Origin of the sequence: Vibrio pectenicida, from assembly GCA_024347015.1 — a bacterium.
Lineage (GTDB): Bacteria > Pseudomonadota > Gammaproteobacteria > Enterobacterales > Vibrionaceae > Vibrio > Vibrio pectenicida.
Genome location: AP024889.1, coordinates 2,796,873 through 2,820,836 on the forward strand (window position 1 = coordinate 2,796,873; position 23,964 = coordinate 2,820,836).

The following is a 23,964-nucleotide window of genomic DNA, read 5'->3' on the forward strand; positions in this document are numbered from 1 at the left end:
CGCACCATTTTGATCAAGCTGATTATAGACCCAGCGCTGAAGCTAGGTACTTTAAAATCAGCATTAATGAATAACCCCTGAGGTGAAAGGCATATGCCAGTAGTTAAAGTACGTGAAAACGAACCGTTCGACGTTGCATTACGTCGTTTCAAACGCTCTTGCGAAAAAGCAGGTATTCTTTCTGAAGTGCGCCGCCGTGAGCACTACGAAAAGCCAACGACAGTTCGTAAACGCGCTAAAGCAGCAGCTCAAAAGCGTCATGCTAAGAAGCTAGCTCGCGAAAACGCTCGTCGCGTTCGTCTTTACTAATAACTAAGTCCAAAAAGGAATTTAGTTATGGCTCTAATTGACATTCTCAAAGATGAGCAAAAATTAGCGATGAAAGCCAAGGAAAAATTACGCCTTGGTGCTATTCGTTTAGCTCTTTCTGCAATTAAACAACGTGAAGTTGACGAACAGATCACTCTGGGCGACGACGAAATTATCGCTGTTTTGACAAAAATGGTTAAACAACGTCGCGACTCTGCCGCACAGTTTGAATCCGCAGGCCGACAAGATCTTGCTGATGTAGAGCAAGCTGAAATTACTGTACTCGAGGACTTTATGCCTCAACCGCTAAGCGATGAAGAAGTCTCTGTACTAATCGAAAGTGCAATTGCCGACTTAGGTGCTGCGGGCATGCAAGACATGGGTAAAGTGATGGGCGTGCTTAAGCCTAAAATTCAAGGGCGCGCAGATATGGGTAAGGTAAGCGGTTTAGTACGCACTAAGCTAGGCTAACCCCCAACACATATTACAACAAGCCGTGCTAACCTATGGAAAGCACGGCTTGTTTGTATCTAGCCTACTATTCTTTTTCGCGTTTAGGGTTTTATGGCAGGACACATTCCAAGAAATTTCATTGATGATTTACTCGCTCGACTGGACATTGTCGACATCATTGACACTCGTGTAAAACTTAAGAAAAAAGGCAAAAACTACGGCGCATGCTGTCCATTTCATAACGAAAAAACACCCTCATTTAGTGTTAGTCAGGAAAAGCAGTTTTATCATTGCTTCGGTTGCGGCGCTCATGGCAACGCTATCGATTTTATGATGGAATATGAAAGGTTAGAATTTCCAGAGGCTATTGATGAGCTTGCCTCCTACCTTGGCTTAGAGGTTCCCAGAGAACAGCAGCAAAGCGGAAAATTTAACGTCAATGTGCCACAAAAAAATAGTGAGCAAAAACGTAATCTTTACGATTTAATGGTAGGAATTTCACAATTTTACCGTGACCAGTTGAAGCTATCCAGTAGTAAAACCGCTATCGACTACCTCAAAGAACGAGGGCTTTCAGGAGAAATTGTAAAGAAATTCGGCATAGGTTATGTGGCTGACGAATGGGATCTTGTGCGAAAAAACTTTGGTCAAACACCACAAACTCAAGCGATGCTCGTCTCAGGTGGAATGCTAATAGAGAATGATAAAGGTAGCCGCTACGACCGTTTTCGCGGCCGAGTAATGTTCCCTATACATGACAGAAGAGGAAGAGTAATTGGATTTGGGGGCCGTGTCATTGGTGACGGTACTCCAAAATACCTAAATTCACCAGAAACACCTATCTTCCATAAAGGTAAAGAACTATACGGGCTTTATGAAGTCATGCAAGCGTATCGAGAACCAGCGCAAATTTTGGTTGTCGAAGGCTATATGGATGTTGTAGCTCTTGCCCAATATGGTATAGACTACTCGGTCGCCTCACTTGGTACCTCTACAACAGGGGATCATATTCAACTATTGTTTCGACAAACAAATACCGTAGTATGTTGCTATGATGGTGATCGTGCGGGTAAAGAAGCTGCGTGGCGTGCATTAGAAAATGCATTACAATATTTGAAAACTGGCAACACACTAAAATTTCTCTTTCTTCCCGATGGTGAAGACCCAGATAGTTATGTTCGAAAAAATGGCCAAAAAGCATTTGAGAATCAAATGTATGATGCTATACCCCTCTCTCATTATCTATTTGAAAATTTAGTTGAAATTCACAAGATTAACTTAGGTAGCAATGAAGGTAAGTCGGCGCTTAGAGCCTATTCCAGCGCGTTAATAAGCAAGATTCCTGATCCCTACTTTCAAGAGTTATTAGAAAAACGACTAGACGAAATAACTGGGTTTGATAACCAAAGACGCTTATCTCGAATAAAACGCAGCGAACATACACCTTTGCCCCACAAAGAGATAAAGCGAACTCCGATGCGTGAGGTTATTGCTTTGCTTATTCAAAATCCGAGCTATGCTCAAATGGTGCCAGATCTCACTGCTGTTCACGATCTATCTGTCCCCGGTTTAAGATTATTTATTGAGGTGCTTGAATATTGTCATCAGCACCCCAATATAAACACAGGCCAGCTAATTGAATACTGGCGAAATACGAGCCATGAAGCTCTTCTATCTCGTTTAGCTGGGTGGGAAATTCCGCTTGATGAAGATAATGAACAAGATATATTTTTAGATTCATTGGACAAAATATTGGCCCAATGTGTCGAAAAGCAAATTGAAGATTTGCAGGCAAAAGAAAGAAGTGTCGGTTTATCAACCGAAGAAAAAAGGGAGCTACTAGCATTAATGCTAGATTTAAAAGCGTAACCCTATTCGATTAGTCAGCAATAAATTAATGTGCTACTATTTGTGGTTTGCACTCGCATACTAATTCCTTCACCAGATACTAAGTTGGATACCGTCTATGGATCAAAATCCGCAGTCACAGCTAAAACAACTTGTCATTAAAGGCAAGGAACAAGGCTATCTGACCTACGCAGAAGTAAATGATCACCTGCCTGCAGAAATCGTAGATTCTGAGCAGGTTGAAGATATCATCCAGATGATTAACGACATGGGCATTAGAGTCGTGGAAACCGCTCCTGATGCCGATGATCTAGCCCTAAATGATGATGATACGATTACTGATGAAGATGCCGCCGAAGCAGCCGCAGCAGCATTATCTAGCGTAGAAAATGAAATTGGCCGTACCACAGACCCAGTTCGCATGTACATGCGTGAGATGGGAACAGTAGAACTACTGACTCGTGAAGGCGAGATCGATATTGCCAAGCGTATTGAAGATGGTATTAACCAAGTTCAAAATGCCGTAGCAGAGTATCCAGGAACTATTCCTTATATTCTTGAGCAATTCGATAAAGTTCAAGCTGAAGAATTGCGTCTTACTGATCTTATTACTGGATTCGTCGACCCTGATGCTGATGAAACAACAGCACCAACTGCAACGCACATAGGTTCAGAACTCGCTGAGTCGGACTTAGAAGACGAAGATGATGAAGATGATGAAAAAGACAGTGACGAAGAGGAAGAGGAAGAAGAAACAGGTATTGATCCTGAACTCGCACTCGAAAAGTTCACCTCGCTGCGCAATACATTCCAAAACTATCAGCTAGCTTGTAATGAGTATGGTAATGAAAGCCCTAAAGCTCAAATCGCTCATGAACTCGTTATAGATGTGTTTAAAGAATTCCGTCTTACACCAAAGCAGTTTGACTACTTAGTGGACGAGTTACGGACCTCTATGGAACGTGTACGCACTCAAGAGCGCTTAATCATGAAAGCGTCTGTTGAGTACGGGAAAATGCCGAAGAAGTCTTTTATCACACTCTTTACTGGCAATGAGTCCAGCGAAGCTTGGTTAGATGAAATTCTTTCTTCTGATAAACCCTACGCAGAAAAAATTCAGCGTAGTGAAGACGATATTCGCCGTTCAATCATGAAACTTAAGATGATTGAGGAAGAAACTTCTTTAACGGTTCAAAATATAAAAGACATCAGTCGTCGGATGTCAATCGGTGAAGCAAAAGCTCGTCGAGCGAAGAAAGAAATGGTTGAGGCTAACTTACGTCTCGTTATTTCCATCGCTAAAAAATACACTAACCGTGGCTTACAATTCTTGGATCTTATCCAAGAAGGTAATATCGGCTTGATGAAAGCTGTCGATAAGTTTGAATACCGCCGTGGTTACAAGTTTTCGACTTACGCAACCTGGTGGATTCGACAAGCAATCACTCGTTCCATTGCGGATCAAGCTCGCACCATACGTATTCCAGTACACATGATTGAGACGATCAACAAGCTAAATCGTATCTCTCGCCAAATGTTACAGGAAATGGGTAGAGAGCCACTCCCAGAAGAGTTGGCAGAACGCATGCAAATGCCGGAAGATAAAATACGTAAGGTTCTAAAAATTGCGAAAGAGCCTATCTCAATGGAAACCCCTATTGGAGATGATGAAGATTCGCATTTAGGCGACTTTATCGAAGATACTACTTTAGAGCTCCCATTAGATTCAGCTACTTCTACGAGCTTGAAAGTTGCCACCAAAGACGTTTTGGCTGGCCTTACGCCACGTGAAGCTAAAGTACTTCGTATGCGATTTGGTATCGATATGAATACTGACCACACTCTTGAAGAAGTTGGAAAACAATTCGATGTGACTCGTGAGCGTATCCGTCAAATTGAAGCTAAAGCATTACGTAAGCTTCGTCACCCAAGTCGTTCAGAAACGCTACGCAGTTTCTTAGATGAATAATTAAACACCCTGATTAAAAGGCGAGCATTGACTCGCCTTTTTTGTAACCAAATGGTTTAAGTGGATAAAATATAGGCTAGTTTACCCTATATTGTATCTAGACAGCCCTATCATCATCCCCTATAATCGTTGACCTACAAAGGCCCCTTAGCTCAGTGGTTAGAGCAGTCGACTCATAATCGATTGGTCCGCAGTTCAAATCTGCGAGGGGCCACCAAATACAAAAAAGCCTGATGAGAATTCTCATCAGGCTTTTTTAATACGCTAGATTTCTACTAATTGCTTTTCGATTAAAAGCCTTTTGCTTTTTTTATCAAATCATATGCACTTTGAATTTCCTGAGCCTTTTCTTTAGCAACATTCATCATCTCAGGTGGAAGCCCTTTTGCCATCAATTTATCAGGATGGTGCTCATTCATTAATTTTCGATGAGCACGCTTAACTGTTTTTGCATCCGCATTGCTATCTATGCCTAAAAGTTTATATGCATCACTGAGTTGATTAGCCGTAGAAGCCTGCTGCCAACCATCATTTGAACGATGAGACTGTCCACCTTTCGAATGACCTCCAAATGCCCCTCCATGCTGAAACCGAAAAGCAGCCTCTTGCATCTTTAAACGTTGCTCAAGTTGCTCGGAAGAAAAGCCTAGTCCACGAGCAACTTTATGTAGAACATCACGCTCACTAGGGTGGAGATCTCCATCAGCAAATGCTGCTGATATCTGCAATTCTAAAAAGAACTGCATTAAATCAAATCGTTCTCCTGCAGAGATCCGCACGCGCTCTAAAACAGTTTCTAGAGGAAAGTCTCGCTCTTTACCTTCCCGGAATGCCTCTTGTGCCGCCCTGCGCAACTCACCATGAAGATTCATACGTTCCATCATAGTAGTCGCTAACTGAATTTCTTCTCGCGTCACCTGCCCTTTAGCTTTAGCCACATGTCCCATTACGGCATATGCTGCTTTAAAAAATTCTGCCTGCCTCTCACCTTGACTAGGGCCAGAGCCAAAACCTGAATTAAAACCTGCCAACTTCAAACGACGAGCCTTATCGAATTGGTGGCCTAAAAATAAACCAAAGATAGCACCAAATGGTCCTCCTACGAGAAAACCAAAAAAAGTGCCCAGTATTTTGCCAAAAATATGCATTGTTTGCTCTCAATCTCTGAATTTTTTCTTCATAAAGCAGTCTGATAGTGCCGTAAGCTGTAAATTCCTTTATTATAAGGACCGTTTTATTTTACATTCGGTCATCTATTCACCGGATATATCAAGTTCAACAGGATAGTCAAACTCGATGTCACGTTTTCCTCGCACCTTGTTAGCCACTTCAATTAGCGCCGCTCTTATTATGCCTCTGGCTAAGGCTGAAGAGTCCACAGTGGACTCTTCACGAGAAATGCCATTTATTGGCCAATGTCAGACATTAGACCTCATTGACCAATGTTTGGTCAATGAGGTAGAGCCTGAAAACGCGAAACAACAACCTGTCAATATTGACGCGGACCATCTAGAAGCGATAAATGGTGATAAAGCGACTTACTCGGGCAATGTTACCGTAATCCAAGGTAAAAAACGCATGAAAGCGGATAGTGCGACTGTCCATCAAAAAGATAATATCGTTGTAGCAGAAGGTAACGTCATATTTAGTGATGGCCAACTAAAGACCATCTCAGATAAAGCCGTGCATGAACTTAATACTGAAAAAGTGACACTAGAGAATACCAACTATAAGTTCTTATGTGAACCCGGTCGAGGAGAAGCGGTATATGTTGCCAAAACTGGCAAAGCAATATACGAAGTTGAAGATGGCACAATCACATCATGTCCTGAAGGAGATAGCTCTTGGCGTATGAGAGCATCAAGCATAGACATTGATCAGAACGAAGAAGAAGCCACTTTTTACAATCCACGCTTTGAGATTCAAAATATTCCCGTATTTTATCTACCCTTTCTGACTGTGCCAATAGGAGATACTCGTAAAACAGGCTTTCTCTACCCCACTGTTTCTTATGGTTCTAGCGATGGCTTCGAAATGGAAGTACCCATTTATTGGAACCTAGCACCGAATTACGATTTAAAAACGACAATTAAGTCTATGCAAAATCGTGGTACACAGCTTAATAGTGAATTCCGTTATTTGTCTGATTTGGGTTACAGTACAATTAAGTCAGAGTATTTACCAGACGATAAAAAATATCCAGAGCAAGGAGATCGCTGGGCAATGCAATGGCAGCATTCGGGCATTTATCAAGAAAACTGGAAGTTTGAAACCGATTATTCAAAAGTCAGTGATATCAGATATTTTACCGACAATGGATCATCCATAGGCAATCAGTCTGACGGGCAATTGCTCCAAGAAGCCGTTGCGACATATCGCTCATCAAACTGGGATGCCTCTATCCTTACTCGTGATTTCCAACTTTTAACCGAAAGCAGCAACACACCGTACCGACTTTTACCGCAGCTTGAGTTTAATTATTACGCACCAGAAGTAATGCGATACCTTGATTTTGACCTAACAAGTCATATTTCTCAATTTGATACCGATGATCCAGAAAAACCATCCGCCACCCGGCTTCATGTAGAACCTGGTTTGAAGGTACCCCTTGGTACATCCTGGGGCACTTGGACAACAGAAGCACGATTACTTGGTACTTATTATCAACAAGATCTAAAGAGTTTGAATCTAGCTGAGCTATCCAGCGAGGGGTACAATTTAAAAGAGTCGACTTCTCGTGTGATTCCTGAGTTCCGGAGCCATGCTGGTATTACACTCGAACGTGATAGTGTTGTTTTCGATAACTACACGCAGACGCTAGAGCCCCAAGTCCAGTATCTCTATGTTCCTGAAAAAGATCAAAGCGATATTTACCTGTATGACACGACCTTGTTACAAACCGACTACTACGGACTTTTTCGTAGCCGTAAATACAGTGGTGTAGATCGCATAGCAGCGGCTAATCAGTTTAGTTATGGAGCCTCCACTCGATTTTTTGACAATCAATATAAAGAAAGGTTGAATATTTCCTTTGGCCAGATTTTCTACCTCGATAAGGACACCAAAAATTCAACCTTAACTGACGAAAAAAACAAATCTAATTACTCAGCTTGGGCAATTGAGATGGATTTTAACTATGATGATTACCTGTTTTACCATGGTGGCCTACAGTATGATATTGATACCAGTGAACTCCAACTCGGTAATAGCACTCTTGAGTATCGTTTTGGCAAAGGTTACATCCAAGGAAACTATCGCTACGTAACCCGTGAATATATAGAAAATACTCTTGGTAATATTAACGATTTAAACTCTATTACAGAAAATGGCATATCCCAAGCTGGGTTGCTTGCTAGCTATCAGCTAACTCGGAAATGGAGCGCTAGTGGGCAATATTTCTATGATCTTACCACTGAAAATTCACTTGAGTGGTTGGCAGGGATAAACTATCGATCAGACTGTTGGTATATTGGCTTTAATTATAGTAATCAGCTAAAGAGTTGGGCACCTGATTTCTCAAGTTACCCAAATTCTACGCCAACTTATGAAAACAACTTTAGTGTTAGCTTTGGTATTATCGGGTTTGGTACAAATATAGGTTCCGACTCAGGCGCTACGGGAACTACAGGAGCTAATAACTCTCTTAGCTACGGTAGACCATTTTTCTTAAACAACTAATTATAAAGCCTACAGTCAGAGACGCAGGCAAGACTATTTACAGGTAATTCAATGAAACTTTGGAAGAAAATCTGGCTTGGGCTTTTAATCGTCACTCAATGCTCAGTAGCCCAAGCAAAACCAACTGAATTAGATAAAGTTGCTATCATTGTTAACAGTGGTGTAGTGCTACAAAGTGATATCGAAACATCAATGAAAACAATTCGTGCCAATGCGAAAGAAAACCAACAAACACTGCCAGATGATAATACGTTACGCGAACAAGTAACAGAAAAGTTGATTGTCGACACAATACAGCAGCAGGAAGCAGAAAGAATTGGCGTACGTATTGATGATAACCGTCTAAACGAAGCTATCGAAGAAATTGCTAAAAATAACCAACAAACCACCAAGCAGCTAAACGCATCAATAGCGGAAGAAGGCCTAAGTTACGCTCAGTTTAGAGAACAAATTCGCAAAGAAATAGCAGCTAATGAAGCTCGTAATGCTTTAGTTCGTCGCCGTATCAATATACTACCAGCGGAGGTAGACAACTTAGCCAATATTTTAGCTAAGGAAACTAACGCAACTGTGCAATATAAAGTGGGCCATATTCAACTACGAGTCGAGGAAGGTCAAAATAAGGCAGAGATTGAAGAGAAAGCGAATCAAATTGTTAAAGAGCTTAACGAAGGAGCAGATTTCAGCACCATGGCCTACGCCTATTCAAAAGGTCCTAAAGCGCTACAAGGCGGAAGTTGGGACTGGATGCGTAAAGAAGAAATGCCCACTATATTTGCCGATCAAATCAAACTACAAAATAAAGGCAGTATCATTGGCCCATTTCGCAGTGGTATTGGCTTCCACATATTGAAGATTGAAGATGTAAAAGGTTTAGAGACAGTAGCCGTTACTGAAATACAGGCGCGGCATATCCTTATCAAGCCAACCGTCATTCTCAGTGATGATGGGGTCAAGAAAGAATTGCTTGAAATCACTCATCGAATTGAGTCTGGCGAAGCAACATTTGGAGAAATGGCACAACAATACAGCCAAGATCCTGGCTCGGCCGCTCAACAAGGAGAGTTAGGCTATCAAACATCAGATATCTACGTACCTGAATTCAAGCATCAAATAGACACTCTCCGCCTTGGCCAAATCAGTGAACCTTTTAAAACTGTTCACGGTTGGCACATTGTTGAGGTGATGGACAAAAGAGAAGTAGACCGCACTGACTCAGCTCTGAAAAATAAAGCATATCGTATTATTTTTAATCGTAAATTCAATGAAGAAGCTAGTGCCTGGTTACAGGAAATAAGAGCTAGTGCTTTCGTGGAAGTCATTAAGGATGCTCAAGATGACGATTAGGCGAATCATAGTCACTACTGGAGAGCCAGCAGGAATTGGGCCTGATCTCGCCGTATCTCTCGCTAAAAAGGACTGGCCGCATCAGGTAGTCATATGTGCTGATAAAAATATGCTTAAGCAGCGTGCGAACCAGCTTAATGTTGAAATAAAACTGATTGACTATGACTCATCGGCACAAGCACTACCGCAGCAAGCGGGAACTATGATAATCGAGCATCTGCCGCTAGACTCAACTGTAGTACCTGGCTGTTTAGATACTAATAATAGTCAGTATGTTCTCAACACCTTAAAACGTGCAGGTTTAGGATGTTTAAGCGGTGAATTTGATGCTTTAGTTACTGGACCGGTGCATAAAAGCATCCTGAATAAATCTGGGGTAACCTTCAGTGGCCATACGGAGTATTTTGCCGAGCTTTCAAACACACCTTTAGTAGTTATGATGCTCGCAACAGAAGGGCTAAAAGTTGCATTAGCAACAACTCATATTGCGCTAGCTGATGTCTCGCAAGCCATTACTGTCGATAGGCTGAAAAATATCATCTGCATTCTACACAAAGATTTGATCAAAAAATTTGCGATCTCATCACCTAAAATATATGTCTGTGGATTAAACCCTCATGCTGGTGAAGATGGCTGCTTAGGTAAAGAAGAAATCGAAACCATTACGCCTACACTTGAGCAACTTCGTCTAGAAAACGGTATTGAGCTTATAGGGCCGCTGCCAGCTGATACTATATTTAACCCAAAATACCTTGCTAAAGCAGATGCAATACTAGGAATGTACCATGATCAAGTGCTTCCCGTGTTAAAATATAAAGGATTTGGTAACTCAGTGAATATCACGTTAGGTTTACCTTTTATCAGAACATCCGTTGATCACGGTACAGCATTAGACTTAGCAGGGACAGGGCATGCTGATACAGGAAGTTTTACAGCAGCACTGGCTCAAGCAATAGAGCTTGTCGAAAATAAAATTAGTTAACTTGAGAAAAATATGAGAAATGATGTCCATTTAGGACACAAAGCCAGAAAACGCTTTGGTCAAAACTTCTTAAACGATCCGTACATCATTGATGGAATCGTCTCTGCAATCAACCCTCAACCAGGCCAAAATCTGGTTGAAATAGGCCCAGGGTTAGGTGCTATTACTGAGCCTGTTGGCCGCGAAGTCGATAGTTTTACAGTGATCGAACTTGATCGCGATCTTGCTGAACGGCTAAGACGTCATCCAGAACTCTCAAAAAAACTTACCATTTATGAAGGCGACGCGATGCGATTTGACTTCACACAACTGGTAAAACCAAATAATAGGCTACGTATATTTGGCAATTTGCCTTACAATATTTCCACACCTCTTATGTTCCACCTGTTTGAATACCATAAAGATATTCAAGATATGCATTTCATGTTGCAAAAAGAAGTTGTTAACCGATTAGCAGCAGGACCAGGGACAAAGGCATATGGCCGCCTGACTGTGATGGCTCAGTACTATTGTAAGATTGTTCCTGTCTTGGAAGTCCCGCCAACAGCATTTATCCCGCCACCAAAAGTTGATTCGGCTGTCGTTCGTCTTTCGCCATACGAGACACTTCCCTATCCCGCCACTAATCTAAATTGGTTAGAAAGGGTTTGTAGAGAAGGCTTTAACCAAAGACGTAAAACAGTACGAAACTGTTTTAAGTCTCTAGCCAGTGCAGAAGTTTTAGAGCAACTTGGTATTAATCCAAGTATGCGACCAGAAAATTTAACCCTGGAGCAATTTGTCGATTTGGCTAACTGGCTGGACGCAAATTCCAAATAATCCACATATAATTAGAGTTGTAATATATAAATAGACAACTCTAATTTTTGACTTATACGCAGGAGTCCCTTATGGAATCAACCCCTTGTATTAAAGTCCAAGTTCATACCAAATATATATCAGACCAGTCCCAACCTGATGAAAAACACTACGTCTTCGCTTACGTCATCACTATCAAAAACTTAAGTAACCAAACAGTACAACTCATCAGTCGTCGCTGGTTAATTACCGATGCTAATGGGAAACAGATGACAATTGAAGGTGATGGTGTAGTCGGCCAGCAACCATTTATCTCCGGAACAGACGAATACACTTATAGCAGTGGAACCGCTATTGAAACTCCAGTTGGAGTTATGCAAGGTCAGTATATTTTACTGGATGAAAAAGGTAAGGAATTCATCACCGAAATCGAACCATTTCGTCTCGCATTACCTAACATTTTAAATTAACTACAACGTAGGATTTGTTGTGTCCAATTACATTGTCGGTGATATTCAAGGCTGTTTCGATGAATTAAAGTTATTGCTCAAACAGGCCAAATTTAACCCAGATTCAGATATCCTCTGGGTCGCGGGAGATCTCGTTGCTCGCGGCCCTAAATCACTAGAAACATTAAAGTTTATAAAAAGCTTAGGCAGTAGCGCAAGAGTCGTACTCGGCAACCATGATTTACACCTTCTTGGTGTTTTTTTAGAAGTCCATGCCCCTAAGAAAAAAGACAAAACTACTGCTATTATCGAGTCTTGTGAGTGCAACGAGCTATTAGAATGGCTGCGTCATCAACCACTACTAGCAGAACATGATGAGTTTGTTGTCTGTCATGCAGGCATAACTCCTCAATGGTCGTTATCAAAAGCCAGAAGTTGTGCTCGTGAGGTTGAAACAATCCTTAAAAGTAATCAGTGGCCTTGGCTGGTTGAAAATATGTACGATAACCAACCAAGCACATGGTGCAATGATCTTAAGGGTATTGAACGATATCGCTATATCATAAATGCTTTCACTAGAATGAGATATTGCTTTCCCGATGGCAGCTTAGATATGGAATGTAAGCACCCTCCAATTGAAATGGATGAAAGTACTTTAAAACCTTGGTTTGAACTCAAATTCCACAAAAAAATTAAAAAAACTATTTTATTTGGTCACTGGGCAGCACTTGAAGGTTATAAGGGCAAGCGAGTTATTGGTCTTGATACTGGCTGCGTATGGGGAGGTCGTCTAACCATGATTAGATGGGAGGATAGGAAGTACTTTTCTCAGCCGAACATATCACTTAAAGACTAATAAACATATACTTGTATTCTGCCTAGAACTTTAAATAAACAAAAAACCCCAGCATTGCTGCTGGGGTTGAGAAGAATTGGCGGAGCGGACGGGACTCGAACCCGCGACCCCCGGCGTGACAGGCCGGTATTCTAACCAACTGAACTACCGCTCCGCACTGGTTAGACTGTATGTCTAAATTTGAAGCCTGGCGATGTCCTACTCTCACATGGGGAGACCCCACACTACCATCGGCGCTATTGTGTTTCACTTCTGAGTTCGGCATGGGTTCAGGTGGGTCCACAACGCTATGGTCGCCAAGCAAATTAGGTGACCTGCTGCGCACTCGCAACCGGTCAAAATCTGGAAAGCTGCTTACTCTTTAAAGAGCGTTCTCTACACATTCAATGTTCTACTTTGAGTCCACAACAAAACCCTTTGGGTGTTGTATGGTTAAGCCTCACGGGCAATTAGTACAGGTTAGCTCAACGCCTCACAACGCTTACACACCCTGCCTATCAACGTTCTAGTCTTGAACAACCCTTTAGGACCCTCAAGGGGTCAGGGAAGACTCATCTTAGGGCTCGCTTCCCGCTTAGATGCTTTCAGCGGTTATCGATTCCGAACTTAGCTACCGGGCAATGCCATTGGCATGACAACCCGAACACCAGAGGTTCGTCCACTCCGGTCCTCTCGTACTAGGAGCAGCCCCCTTCAATCTTCCAACGCCCACGGCAGATAGGGACCGAACTGTCTCACGACGTTCTAAACCCAGCTCGCGTACCACTTTAAATGGCGAACAGCCATACCCTTGGGACCGACTTCAGCCCCAGGATGTGATGAGCCGACATCGAGGTGCCAAACACCGCCGTCGATATGAACTCTTGGGCGGTATCAGCCTGTTATCCCCGGAGTACCTTTTATCCGTTGAGCGATGGCCCTTCCATACAGAACCACCGGATCACTATGACCTGCTTTCGCACCTGCTCGAATTGTCATTCTCGCAGTCAAGCGGGCTTATGCCATTGCACTAACCACACGATGTCCAACCGTGTTTAGCCCACCTTCGTGCTCCTCCGTTACTCTTTGGGAGGAGACCGCCCCAGTCAAACTACCCACCAGGCACTGTCCTTGACCCAGATAATGGGTCTAAGTTAGAACATCAAACATACAAGGGTGGTATTTCAAGGATGGCTCCATGCACACTGGCGTGCACATATCAAAGCCTCCCACCTATCCTACACATGTAGGCTCAATGTTCAGTGCCAAGCTGTAGTAAAGGTTCACGGGGTCTTTCCGTCTAGCCGCGGGTACACTGCATCTTCACAGCGATTTCAATTTCACTGAGTCTCGGGTGGAGACAGCGTGGCCATCATTACGCCATTCGTGCAGGTCGGAACTTACCCGACAAGGAATTTCGCTACCTTAGGACCGTTATAGTTACGGCCGCCGTTTACCGGGGCTTCGATCAAGAGCTTCGACCTAAGTCTAACCCCATCAATTAACCTTCCGGCACCGGGCAGGCGTCACACCGTATACGTCATCTTACGATTTTGCACAGTGCTGTGTTTTTAATAAACAGTTGCAGCCACCTGGTATCTGCGACTCCCGTTAGCTCCATCCGCAAGGGACTTCACCGACAAGAGCGTACCTTCTCCCGAAGTTACGGTACCATTTTGCCTAGTTCCTTCACCCGAGTTCTCTCAAGCGCCTTGGTATTCTCTACCCGACCACCTGTGTCGGTTTGGGGTACGATTTCTTACAATCTGAAGCTTAGAGGCTTTTCCTGGAAGCATGGCATCAATGACTTCACACCCGTAGGTGCTCGACGTCGTGTCTCAGCTTTGGAGAGAGCCGGATTTACCTAACTCTCAAGCCTACGCACTTGAACCTGGACAACCGTCGCCAGGCTCACCTAGCCTTCTCCGTCCCCCCATCGCAATTGTAAGAAGTACGGGAATATTAACCCGTTTCCCATCGACTACGCCTTTCGGCCTCGCCTTAGGGGTCGACTTACCCTGCCCCGATTAACGTTGGACAGGAACCCTTGGTCTTCCGGCGAGGGGGTTTTTCACCCCCTTTATCGTTACTCATGTCAGCATTCGCACTTCTGATACCTCCAGCATGCCTTACAGCACACCTTCAACGGCTTACAGAACGCTCCCCTACCCAATACAGTAAACTGTATTGCCGCAGCTTCGGTGTATAGCTTAGCCCCGTTACATCTTCCGCGCAGGCCGACTCGACTAGTGAGCTATTACGCTTTCTTTAAATGATGGCTGCTTCTAAGCCAACATCCTAGCTGTCTAAGCCTTCCCACATCGTTTCCCACTTAGCTATACTTTGGGACCTTAGCTGGCGGTCTGGGTTGTTTCCCTCTCCACGACGGACGTTAGCACCCGCCGTGTGTCTCCCGGATAGTACTTACTGGTATTCGGAGTTTGCAAAGGGTTGGTAAGTCGGGATGACCCCCTAGCCTTAACAGTGCTCTACCCCCAGTAGTATTCGTCCGAGGCTCTACCTAAATAGATTTCGGGGAGAACCAGCTATCTCCAGGTTTGATTGGCCTTTCACCCCTAGCCACAAGTCATCCGCTAATTTTTCAACATTAGTCGGTTCGGTCCTCCAGTTGATGTTACTCAACCTTCAACCTGCCCATGGCTAGATCACCTGGTTTCGGGTCTATATCCAGCAACTCGACGCCCAGTTAAGACTCGATTTCTCTACGGCTCCCCTAGATGGTTAACCTTGCTACTGAATATAAGTCGCTGACCCATTATACAAAAGGTACGCAGTCACACCACGAAGGTGCTCCTACTGCTTGTACGTACACGGTTTCAGGTTCTATTTCACTCCCCTCACAGGGGTTCTTTTCGCCTTTCCCTCACGGTACTGGTTCACTATCGGTCAGTCAGTAGTATTTAGCCTTGGAGGATGGTCCCCCCATATTCAGACAGGATATCACGTGTCCCGTCCTACTCGATTTCACTGAACACACGTCGTCGACTACGGGACTATCACCCTTTATTGTCGGCCTTTCCAGGCTGTTCGTCTAACGCGTGTAAAGCTTAAGGGCTAATCCAATTTCGCTCGCCGCTACTTTCGGAATCTCGGTTGATTTCTTTTCCTCGGGGTACTTAGATGTTTCAGTTCCCCCGGTTTGCCTCATTAACCTATGTATTCAGTTAATGATACGTGCTTATGCACGTGGGTTTCCCCATTCAGACATCCCAGACTCAAACGGTTGTTACTACCTAATCTGGGCTTATCGCAAGTTACTACGTCTTTCATCGCCTCTGACTGCCAAGGCATCCACCGTGTACGCTTAGTCACTTAACCATACAACCCCAAAGAGTCTTGCTCAGTTGGTGTTGTTAATTAAACAACCAAAGTTGCTGTCTCATTATTTGAATGAGCGAGACAGCGTTCGATTTTGCCGGACTCAAATATAAACGCCACAACGAATTGTGGTGTTTCCAAGAACACTTGAATGTGTGTTGGTACCCAATCATTCTTTCGTTAAAAAGAATCATTAGGATTTGAGAACTTTTATTTGAACAACAACCAATCACGGTTATTGTTCGTCAGCTTTCCAAATTGTTAAAGAGCAAGATTCTAATTAAGAACCATGTTTAAGTGCACTATTGCAAATGCATTTAAAGATGGTGGAGCTAAGCAGGATCGAACTGCTGACCTCCTGCGTGCAAGGCAGGCGCTCTCCCAGCTGAGCTATAGCCCCATCAGGTGTGATACTGTATGCCAACTCTTCTGGGATGAAGATTGGTGGGTCTGAGTGGACTTGAACCACCGACCTCTCGCTTATCAGGCGAACGCTCTAACCACCTGAGCTACAGACCCAGTATCGTCTTTAAAATCTATAAACCATCAATCTGTGTGGGTACTCATCAAAAATAATCATCGTATAAGGAGGTGATCCAGCGCCAGGTTCCCCTAGCGCTACCTTGTTACGACTTCACCCCAGTCATGAACCACAAAGTGGTAAGCGTTCTCCCGAAGGTTAAACTACCTACTTCTTTTGCAGCCCACTCCCATGGTGTGACGGGCGGTGTGTACAAGGCCCGGGAACGTATTCACCGTGGCATTCTGATCCACGATTACTAGCGATTCCGACTTCATGGAGTCGAGTTGCAGACTCCAATCCGGACTACGACGCACTTTTTGGGATTCGCTCACTTTTGCAAGTTGGCCGCCCTCTGTATGCGCCATTGTAGCACGTGTGTAGCCCTACTCGTAAGGGCCATGATGACTTGACGTCGTCCCCACCTTCCTCCGGTTTATCACCGGCAGTCTCCCTGGAGTTCCCGACATTACTCGCTGGCAAACAAGGATAAGGGTTGCGCTCGTTGCGGGACTTAACCCAACATTTCACAACACGAGCTGACGACAGCCATGCAGCACCTGTCTCAGAGCTCCCGAAGGCACACCTGCGTCTCCGCTGGCTTCTCTGGATGTCAAGAGTAGGTAAGGTTCTTCGCGTTGCATCGAATTAAACCACATGCTCCACCGCTTGTGCGGGCCCCCGTCAATTCATTTGAGTTTTAATCTTGCGACCGTACTCCCCAGGCGGTCTACTTAACGCGTTAGCTCCGAAAGCCACGGCTCAAGGCCACAACCTCCAAGTAGACATCGTTTACGGCGTGGACTACCAGGGTATCTAATCCTGTTTGCTCCCCACGCTTTCGCATCTGAGTGTCAGTATCTGTCCAGGGGGCCGCCTTCGCCACTGGTATTCCTTCAGATCTCTACGCATTTCACCGCTACACCTGAAATTCTACCCCCCTCTACAGTACTCTAGATGACCAGTTTCAAATGCTATTCCGAGGTTGAGCCCCGGGCTTTCACATCTGACTTAATCATCCACCTGCATGCGCTTTACGCCCAGTAATTCCGATTAACGCTCGCACCCTCCGTATTACCGCGGCTGCTGGCACGGAGTTAGCCGGTGCTTCTTCTGCAGCTAACGTCAAATGAATGCGCTATTAACACATCCACCTTCCTCACTGCTGAAAGTACTTTACAACCCGAAGGCCTTCTTCATACACGCGGCATGGCTGCATCAGGCTTGCGCCCATTGTGCAATATTCCCCACTGCTGCCTCCCGTAGGAGTCTGGACCGTGTCTCAGTTCCAGTGTGGCTGATCATCCTCTCAGACCAGCTAGGGATCGTCGCCTTGGTGAGCCATTACCTCACCAACTAGCTAATCCCACCTGGGCATATCTTGACGCAAGAGGCCCGAAGGTCCCCCTCTTTGGCTCCCGTTCATTACAAACAAAAGCATTATGCGGTATTAGCCATCGTTTCCAATGGTTATCCCCCACATCAAGGCAATTTCCCAGGCATTACTCACCCGTCCGCCGCTCGACGCCGAAGTAGCAAGCTACTTCTCGTTTCCGCTCGACTTGCATGTGTTAGGCCTGCCGCCAGCGTTCAATCTGAGCCATGATCAAACTCTTCAATTTAAAGTTTTGATTTCCTAACTAAATAGGATTGGGCTCAATGAATACTGACTTCAAAACTAATATTTACCGCTTATTCGAAAATAAACAGAAACATGTAATTCTAAAGCTATTATCGTTCTCTTCTTAAATAAATAGGAACAGAACGATAATGAATTGACTGTGCCAAATAATGCCTTTCTACAAGAGAAAGTCGTTATTTGTATTGGTCACTCAGTTCATTGATACCTAAAGTGATTCAATAGAATCATTTTTGGATTATCATCAACGAGTGCCCACACAGATTGATAGGTTTAGTTTGTTAAAGAGCGTTGCTTAGTTCCTTTTGGGTCATAAGCAGGACGCGTATAATACGCGACTGACTATTGAAGTCAACATAAAACTCTTAGTTTTAAAAGCTTTATGGTGACTCGTCTATAAAGACAAGTCGAAATAAAAGCCTGGCGATGTCCTACTCTCACATGGGGAGACCCCACACTACCATCGGCGCTATTGTGTTTCACTTCTGAGTTCGGCATGGGTTCAGGTGGGTCCACAACGCTATGGTCGCCAAGCAAATTAGGTGACCCGCTGCGCACTCGCAACCGGTCAAAATCTGGAAAGCTGCTTACTCTTTAAAGAGCGTTCTCTACACATTCAATGTTCTACTTTGAGTCCACAACAAAACCCTTTGGGTGTTGTATGGTTAAGCCTCACGGGCAATTAGTACAGGTTAGCTCAACGCCTCACAACGCTTACACACCCTGCCTATCAACGTTCTAGTCTTGAACAACCCTTTAGGACCCTCAAGGGGTCAGGGAAGACTCATCTTAGGGCTCGCTTCCCGCTTAGATGCTTTCAGCGGTTATCGATTCCGAACTTAGCTACCGGGCAATGCCATTGGCATGACAACCCGAACACCAGAGGTTCGTCCACTCCGGTCCTCTCGTACTAGGAGCAGCCCCCTTCAATCTTCCAACGCCCACGGCAGATAGGGACCGAACTGTCTCACGACGTTCTAAACCCAGCTCGCGTACCACTTTAAATGGCGAACAGCCATACCCTTGGGACCGACTTCAGCCCCAGGATGTGATGAGCCGACATCGAGGTGCCAAACACCGCCGTCGATATGAACTCTTGGGCGGTATCAGCCTGTTATCCCCGGAGTACCTTTTATCCGTTGAGCGATGGCCCTTCCATACAGAACCACCGGATCACTATGACCTGCTTTCGCACCTGCTCGAATTGTCATTCTCGCAGTCAAGCGGGCTTATGCCATTGCACTAACCACACGATGTCCAACCGTGTTTAGCCCACCTTCGTGCTCCTCCGTTACTCTTTGGGAGGAGACCGCCCCAGTCAAACTACCCACCAGGCACTGTCCTTGACCCAGATAATGGGTCTAAGTTAGAACATCAAACATACAAGGGTGGTATTTCAAGGATGGCTCCATGCACACTGGCGTGCACATATCAAAGCCTCCCACCTATCCTACACATGTAGGCTCAATGTTCAGTGCCAAGCTGTAGTAAAGGTTCACGGGGTCTTTCCGTCTAGCCGCGGGTACACTGCATCTTCACAGCGATTTCAATTTCACTGAGTCTCGGGTGGAGACAGCGTGGCCATCATTACGCCATTCGTGCAGGTCGGAACTTACCCGACAAGGAATTTCGCTACCTTAGGACCGTTATAGTTACGGCCGCCGTTTACCGGGGCTTCGATCAAGAGCTTCGACCTAAGTCTAACCCCATCAATTAACCTTCCGGCACCGGGCAGGCGTCACACCGTATACGTCATCTTACGATTTTGCACAGTGCTGTGTTTTTAATAAACAGTTGCAGCCACCTGGTATCTGCGACTCCCGTTAGCTCCATCCGCAAGGGACTTCACCGACAAGAGCGTACCTTCTCCCGAAGTTACGGTACCATTTTGCCTAGTTCCTTCACCCGAGTTCTCTCAAGCGCCTTGGTATTCTCTACCCGACCACCTGTGTCGGTTTGGGGTACGATTTCTTACAATCTGAAGCTTAGAGGCTTTTCCTGGAAGCATGGCATCAATGACTTCACACCCGTAGGTGCTCGACGTCGTGTCTCAGCTTTGGAGAGAGCCGGATTTACCTAACTCTCAAGCCTACGCACTTGAACCTGGACAACCGTCGCCAGGCTCACCTAGCCTTCTCCGTCCCCCCATCGCAATTGTAAGAAGTACGGGAATATTAACCCGTTTCCCATCGACTACGCCTTTCGGCCTCGCCTTAGGGGTCGACTTACCCTGCCCCGATTAACGTTGGACAGGAACCCTTGGTCTTCCGGCGAGGGGGTTTTTCACCCCCTTTATCGTTACTCATGTCAGCATTCGCACTTCTGATACCTCCAGCATGCCTTACAGCACACCTTCAACGGCTTACAGAACGCTCCCCTACCCAATACAGTAAACTGTATTGCCGCAGCTTCGGTGTATAGCTTAGCCCCGTTACATCTTCCGCGCAGGCCGACTCGACTAGTGAGCTATTACGCTTTCTTTAAATGATGGCTGCTTCTAAGCCAACATCCTAGCTGTCTAAGCCTTCCCACATCGTTTCCCACTTAGCTATACTTTGGGACCTTAGCTGGCGGTCTGGGTTGTTTCCCTCTCCACGACGGACGTTAGCACCCGCCGTGTGTCTCCCGGATAGTACTTACTGGTATTCGGAGTTTGCAAAGGGTTGGTAAGTCGGGATGACCCCCTAGCCTTAACAGTGCTCTACCCCCAGTAGTATTCGTCCGAGGCTCTACCTAAATAGATTTCGGGGAGAACCAGCTATCTCCAGGTTTGATTGGCCTTTCACCCCTAGCCACAAGTCATCCGCTAATTTTTCAACATTAGTCGGTTCGGTCCTCCAGTTGATGTTACTCAACCTTCAACCTGCCCATGGCTAGATCACCTGGTTTCGGGTCTATATCCAGCAACTCGACGCCCAGTTAAGACTCGATTTCTCTACGGCTCCCCTAGATGGTTAACCTTGCTACTGAATATAAGTCGCTGACCCATTATACAAAAGGTACGCAGTCACACCACGAAGGTGCTCCTACTGCTTGTACGTACACGGTTTCAGGTTCTATTTCACTCCCCTCACAGGGGTTCTTTTCGCCTTTCCCTCACGGTACTGGTTCACTATCGGTCAGTCAGTAGTATTTAGCCTTGGAGGATGGTCCCCCCATATTCAGACAGGATATCACGTGTCCCGTCCTACTCGATTTCACTGAACACACGTCGTCGACTACGGGACTATCACCCTTTATTGTCGGCCTTTCCAGGCTGTTCGTCTAACGCGTGTAAAGCTTAAGGGCTAATCCAATTTCGCTCGCCGCTACTTTCGGAATCTCGGTTGATTTCTTTTCCTCGGGGTACTTAGATGTTTCAGTTCCCCCGGTTTGCCTCATTAACCTATGTATTCAGTTAATGATACGTGCTTATGCACGTGGGTTTCCCCATTCAGACATCCCAGACTCAAACGGTTGTTACTACCTAATCTGGGCTTATCGCAAGTTACTACGTCTTTCATCGCCTCTGACTGCCAAGGCATCCACCGTGTACGCTTAGTCACTTAACCATACAACCCCAAAGAGTCTTGCTCAGTTGGTGTTGTTAATTAAACAACCAAAGTTGCTGTCTCATTATTTGAATGAGCGAGACAGCGTTCGATTTTGCCGGACTCAAATATAAACGCCACAACGAATTGTGGTGTTTCCAAGAACACTTGAATGTGTGTTGGTACCCAATCATTCTTTCGTTAAAAAGAATCATTAGGATTTGAGAACTTTTATTTGAACAACAACCAATCACGGTTATTGTTCGTCAGCTTTCCAAATTGTTAAAGAGCAAGATTCTAATTAAGAACCATGTTTAAGTGCACTATTGCAAATGCATTTAAAGATGGTGGAGCTAAGCAGGATCGAACTGCTGACCTCCTGCGTGCAAGGCAGGCGCTCTCCCAGCTGAGCTATAGCCCCATCAGGTGTGATACTGTATGCCAACTCTTCTGGGATGAAGATTGGTGGGTCTGAGTGGACTTGAACCACCGACCTCTCGCTTATCAGGCGAACGCTCTAACCACCTGAGCTACAGACCCAGTATCGTCTTTAAAATCTATAAACCATCAATCTGTGTGGGTACTCATCAAAAATAATCATCGTATAAGGAGGTGATCCAGCGCCAGGTTCCCCTAGCGCTACCTTGTTACGACTTCACCCCAGTCATGAACCACAAAGTGGTAAGCGTTCTCCCGAAGGTTAAACTACCTACTTCTTTTGCAGCCCACTCCCATGGTGTGACGGGCGGTGTGTACAAGGCCCGGGAACGTATTCACCGTGGCATTCTGATCCACGATTACTAGCGATTCCGACTTCATGGAGTCGAGTTGCAGACTCCAATCCGGACTACGACGCACTTTTTGGGATTCGCTCACTTTTGCAAGTTGGCCGCCCTCTGTATGCGCCATTGTAGCACGTGTGTAGCCCTACTCGTAAGGGCCATGATGACTTGACGTCGTCCCCACCTTCCTCCGGTTTATCACCGGCAGTCTCCCTGGAGTTCCCGACATTACTCGCTGGCAAACAAGGATAAGGGTTGCGCTCGTTGCGGGACTTAACCCAACATTTCACAACACGAGCTGACGACAGCCATGCAGCACCTGTCTCAGAGCTCCCGAAGGCACACCTGCGTCTCCGCTGGCTTCTCTGGATGTCAAGAGTAGGTAAGGTTCTTCGCGTTGCATCGAATTAAACCACATGCTCCACCGCTTGTGCGGGCCCCCGTCAATTCATTTGAGTTTTAATCTTGCGACCGTACTCCCCAGGCGGTCTACTTAACGCGTTAGCTCCGAAAGCCACGGCTCAAGGCCACAACCTCCAAGTAGACATCGTTTACGGCGTGGACTACCAGGGTATCTAATCCTGTTTGCTCCCCACGCTTTCGCATCTGAGTGTCAGTATCTGTCCAGGGGGCCGCCTTCGCCACTGGTATTCCTTCAGATCTCTACGCATTTCACCGCTACACCTGAAATTCTACCCCCCTCTACAGTACTCTAGATGACCAGTTTCAAATGCTATTCCGAGGTTGAGCCCCGGGCTTTCACATCTGACTTAATCATCCACCTGCATGCGCTTTACGCCCAGTAATTCCGATTAACGCTCGCACCCTCCGTATTACCGCGGCTGCTGGCACGGAGTTAGCCGGTGCTTCTTCTGCAGCTAACGTCAAATGAATGCGCTATTAACACATCCACCTTCCTCACTGCTGAAAGTACTTTACAACCCGAAGGCCTTCTTCATACACGCGGCATGGCTGCATCAGGCTTGCGCCCATTGTGCAATATTCCCCACTGCTGCCTCCCGTAGGAGTCTGGACCGTGTCTCAGTTCCAGTGTGGCTGATCATCCTCTCAGACCAGCTAGGGATCGTCGCCTTGGTGAGCCATTACCTCACCAACTAGCTAATCCCACCTGGGCATATCTTGACGCAAGAGGCCCGAAGGTCCCCCTCTTTGGCTCCCGTTCATTACAAACAAAAGCATTATGCGGTATTAGCCATCGTTTCCAATGGTTATCCCCCACATCAAGGCAATTTCCCAGGCATTACTCACCCGTCCGCCGCTCGACGCCGAAGTAGCAAGCTACTTCTCGTTTCCGCTCGACTTGCATGTGTTAGGCCTGCCGCCAGCGTTCAATCTGAGCCATGATCAAACTCTTCAATTTAAAGTTTTGATTTCCTAACTAAATAGGATTGGGCTCAATGAATACTGACTTCAAAACTAATATTTACCGCTTATTCGAAAATAAACAGAAACATGTAATTCTAAA

General features: G+C 45.4%; 11 protein-coding genes, 6 tRNA genes and 6 rRNA genes. 11 read left to right on the forward strand and 12 right to left on the reverse strand.

The genetic code is table 11. The features are described from left to right. The first annotated feature begins 93 nt into the window (after nt 1-93). The 5 genes from rpsU (at nt 94) to OCV27_RS12795 (ending at nt 4,796) form a co-directional block, all read left to right on the forward strand. Complete coding sequence (gene rpsU, locus OCV27_RS12775) at nt 94-309, forward strand: 30S ribosomal protein S21 (protein WP_001145625.1); 216 nt, start codon at nt 94-96, stop codon at nt 307-309. 27 nt (nt 310-336) lie between these two features. Further along, nucleotides 337-780: a GatB/YqeY domain-containing protein gene (locus OCV27_RS12780; RefSeq protein WP_125319721.1), complete on the forward strand. Its 444-nt coding sequence runs from the start codon at nt 337-339 to the stop codon at nt 778-780. A 93-nt stretch (nt 781-873) separates the two neighbouring features. Beyond that, nucleotides 874-2,631 carry a DNA primase gene (gene dnaG, locus OCV27_RS12785; protein WP_125319722.1) on the forward strand — a complete coding sequence of 586 codons (1,758 nt, stop codon included), beginning with the start codon at nt 874-876 and terminating at the stop codon, nt 2,629-2,631. A gap of 97 nt (nt 2,632-2,728) precedes the next feature. Continuing rightward, nucleotides 2,729-4,579, forward strand: coding sequence for an RNA polymerase sigma factor RpoD (gene rpoD / locus OCV27_RS12790; RefSeq protein WP_125319723.1), 1,851 nt, complete (start codon nt 2,729-2,731; stop codon nt 4,577-4,579). A 141-nt stretch (nt 4,580-4,720) separates the two neighbouring features. After that, nucleotides 4,721-4,796 (forward strand) — tRNA-Ile (locus OCV27_RS12795). A gap of 73 nt (nt 4,797-4,869) precedes the next feature. On the opposite strand, the gene djlA is transcribed toward OCV27_RS12795, so the two are convergent. Further along, nucleotides 4,870-5,727, reverse strand: a complete 858-nt coding sequence (gene djlA, locus OCV27_RS12800) for a co-chaperone DjlA (protein ID WP_125319724.1) — start codon at nt 5,725-5,727, stop codon at nt 4,870-4,872. A gap of 148 nt (nt 5,728-5,875) precedes the next feature. On the opposite strand from djlA, the gene lptD reads away from it, so the two are divergent. From lptD to apaH, 6 genes are all read left to right on the forward strand, one after another. Next, on the forward strand, nt 5,876-8,257 hold the full coding sequence (lptD, locus tag OCV27_RS12805) for an LPS assembly protein LptD (protein WP_125319725.1): 2,382 nt from the start codon (nt 5,876-5,878) through the stop codon (nt 8,255-8,257). Between the two features lie 51 nt (nt 8,258-8,308). Further along, on the forward strand, nt 8,309-9,604 hold the full coding sequence (gene surA, locus OCV27_RS12810; RefSeq protein WP_125319726.1) for a peptidylprolyl isomerase SurA: 1,296 nt from the start codon (nt 8,309-8,311) through the stop codon (nt 9,602-9,604). After that, on the forward strand, nt 9,594-10,586 hold the full coding sequence (pdxA, locus tag OCV27_RS12815) for a 4-hydroxythreonine-4-phosphate dehydrogenase PdxA (protein ID WP_125319727.1): 993 nt from the start codon (nt 9,594-9,596) through the stop codon (nt 10,584-10,586). The genes surA and pdxA overlap by 11 nt, the downstream gene beginning before the upstream one ends. A gap of 12 nt (nt 10,587-10,598) precedes the next feature. Continuing rightward, nucleotides 10,599-11,405, forward strand: coding sequence for a 16S rRNA (adenine(1518)-N(6)/adenine(1519)-N(6))-dimethyltransferase RsmA (gene rsmA, locus OCV27_RS12820; RefSeq protein ID WP_125319728.1), 807 nt, complete (start codon nt 10,599-10,601; stop codon nt 11,403-11,405). A 71-nt stretch (nt 11,406-11,476) separates the two neighbouring features. Further along, nucleotides 11,477-11,854, forward strand: coding sequence for a Co2+/Mg2+ efflux protein ApaG (apaG, locus tag OCV27_RS12825; protein ID WP_125319729.1), 378 nt, complete (start codon nt 11,477-11,479; stop codon nt 11,852-11,854). 19 nt (nt 11,855-11,873) lie between these two features. Beyond that, entirely contained in the window at nt 11,874-12,689 is an 816-nt protein-coding gene (gene apaH / locus OCV27_RS12830; protein WP_125319730.1) for a bis(5'-nucleosyl)-tetraphosphatase (symmetrical) ApaH, read from the forward strand. A gap of 77 nt (nt 12,690-12,766) precedes the next feature. Here the strand turns inward: apaH and OCV27_RS12835 are convergent. The 11 genes from OCV27_RS12835 to OCV27_RS12885 all read right to left on the reverse strand — a co-directional run bounded on the left by OCV27_RS12835 (nt 12,767) and on the right by OCV27_RS12885 (nt 23,859). Then, a tRNA-Asp gene (locus tag OCV27_RS12835) sits at nt 12,767-12,843 on the reverse strand. Between the two features lie 31 nt (nt 12,844-12,874). Further along, nucleotides 12,875-12,990 (reverse strand): 5S ribosomal RNA (gene rrf / locus OCV27_RS12840). A 127-nt stretch (nt 12,991-13,117) separates the two neighbouring features. Beyond that, a 23S ribosomal RNA gene (locus tag OCV27_RS12845) occupies nt 13,118-16,007 on the reverse strand. Between the two features lie 324 nt (nt 16,008-16,331). Then, a tRNA-Ala gene (locus OCV27_RS12850) sits at nt 16,332-16,407 on the reverse strand. A 42-nt stretch (nt 16,408-16,449) separates the two neighbouring features. Next, a tRNA-Ile gene (locus OCV27_RS12855) sits at nt 16,450-16,526 on the reverse strand. A gap of 65 nt (nt 16,527-16,591) precedes the next feature. Further along, nucleotides 16,592-18,149: ribosomal RNA gene (locus OCV27_RS12860) — 16S ribosomal RNA — on the reverse strand. Between the two features lie 435 nt (nt 18,150-18,584). Further along, a 5S ribosomal RNA gene (gene rrf / locus OCV27_RS12865) occupies nt 18,585-18,700 on the reverse strand. 127 nt (nt 18,701-18,827) lie between these two features. Then, a 23S ribosomal RNA gene (locus OCV27_RS12870) occupies nt 18,828-21,717 on the reverse strand. Nucleotides 21,718-22,041: 324 nt separating this feature from the next. After that, a tRNA-Ala gene (locus OCV27_RS12875) sits at nt 22,042-22,117 on the reverse strand. Between the two features lie 42 nt (nt 22,118-22,159). Beyond that, a tRNA-Ile gene (locus OCV27_RS12880) sits at nt 22,160-22,236 on the reverse strand. 65 nt (nt 22,237-22,301) lie between these two features. Continuing rightward, a 16S ribosomal RNA gene (locus OCV27_RS12885) occupies nt 22,302-23,859 on the reverse strand. The 16S, 23S and 5S rRNA genes sit together here with 5 tRNA genes alongside, the layout of an rRNA operon. Nucleotides 23,860-23,964 lie beyond the last annotated feature (105 nt).

What these genes read in the sequence shown, in the direction of transcription:
- rpsU (WP_001145625.1), top strand. Translation starts at nt 94, where the DNA reads ATGCCAGTAGTTAAAGTACGTGAAAACGAACCGTTCGACGTTGCATTA.
- OCV27_RS12780 (WP_125319721.1), top strand. Translation starts at nt 337, where the DNA reads ATGGCTCTAATTGACATTCTCAAAGATGAGCAAAAATTAGCGATGAAA.
- dnaG (WP_125319722.1), top strand. Translation starts at nt 874, where the DNA reads ATGGCAGGACACATTCCAAGAAATTTCATTGATGATTTACTCGCTCGA.
- rpoD (WP_125319723.1), top strand. Translation starts at nt 2,729, where the DNA reads ATGGATCAAAATCCGCAGTCACAGCTAAAACAACTTGTCATTAAAGGC.
- djlA (WP_125319724.1), bottom strand. Translation starts at nt 5,727, where the DNA reads ATGCATATTTTTGGCAAAATACTGGGCACTTTTTTTGGTTTTCTCGTA.
- lptD (WP_125319725.1), top strand. Translation starts at nt 5,876, where the DNA reads ATGTCACGTTTTCCTCGCACCTTGTTAGCCACTTCAATTAGCGCCGCT.
- surA (WP_125319726.1), top strand. Translation starts at nt 8,309, where the DNA reads ATGAAACTTTGGAAGAAAATCTGGCTTGGGCTTTTAATCGTCACTCAA.
- pdxA (WP_125319727.1), top strand. Translation starts at nt 9,594, where the DNA reads ATGACGATTAGGCGAATCATAGTCACTACTGGAGAGCCAGCAGGAATT.
- rsmA (WP_125319728.1), top strand. Translation starts at nt 10,599, where the DNA reads ATGAGAAATGATGTCCATTTAGGACACAAAGCCAGAAAACGCTTTGGT.
- apaG (WP_125319729.1), top strand. Translation starts at nt 11,477, where the DNA reads ATGGAATCAACCCCTTGTATTAAAGTCCAAGTTCATACCAAATATATA.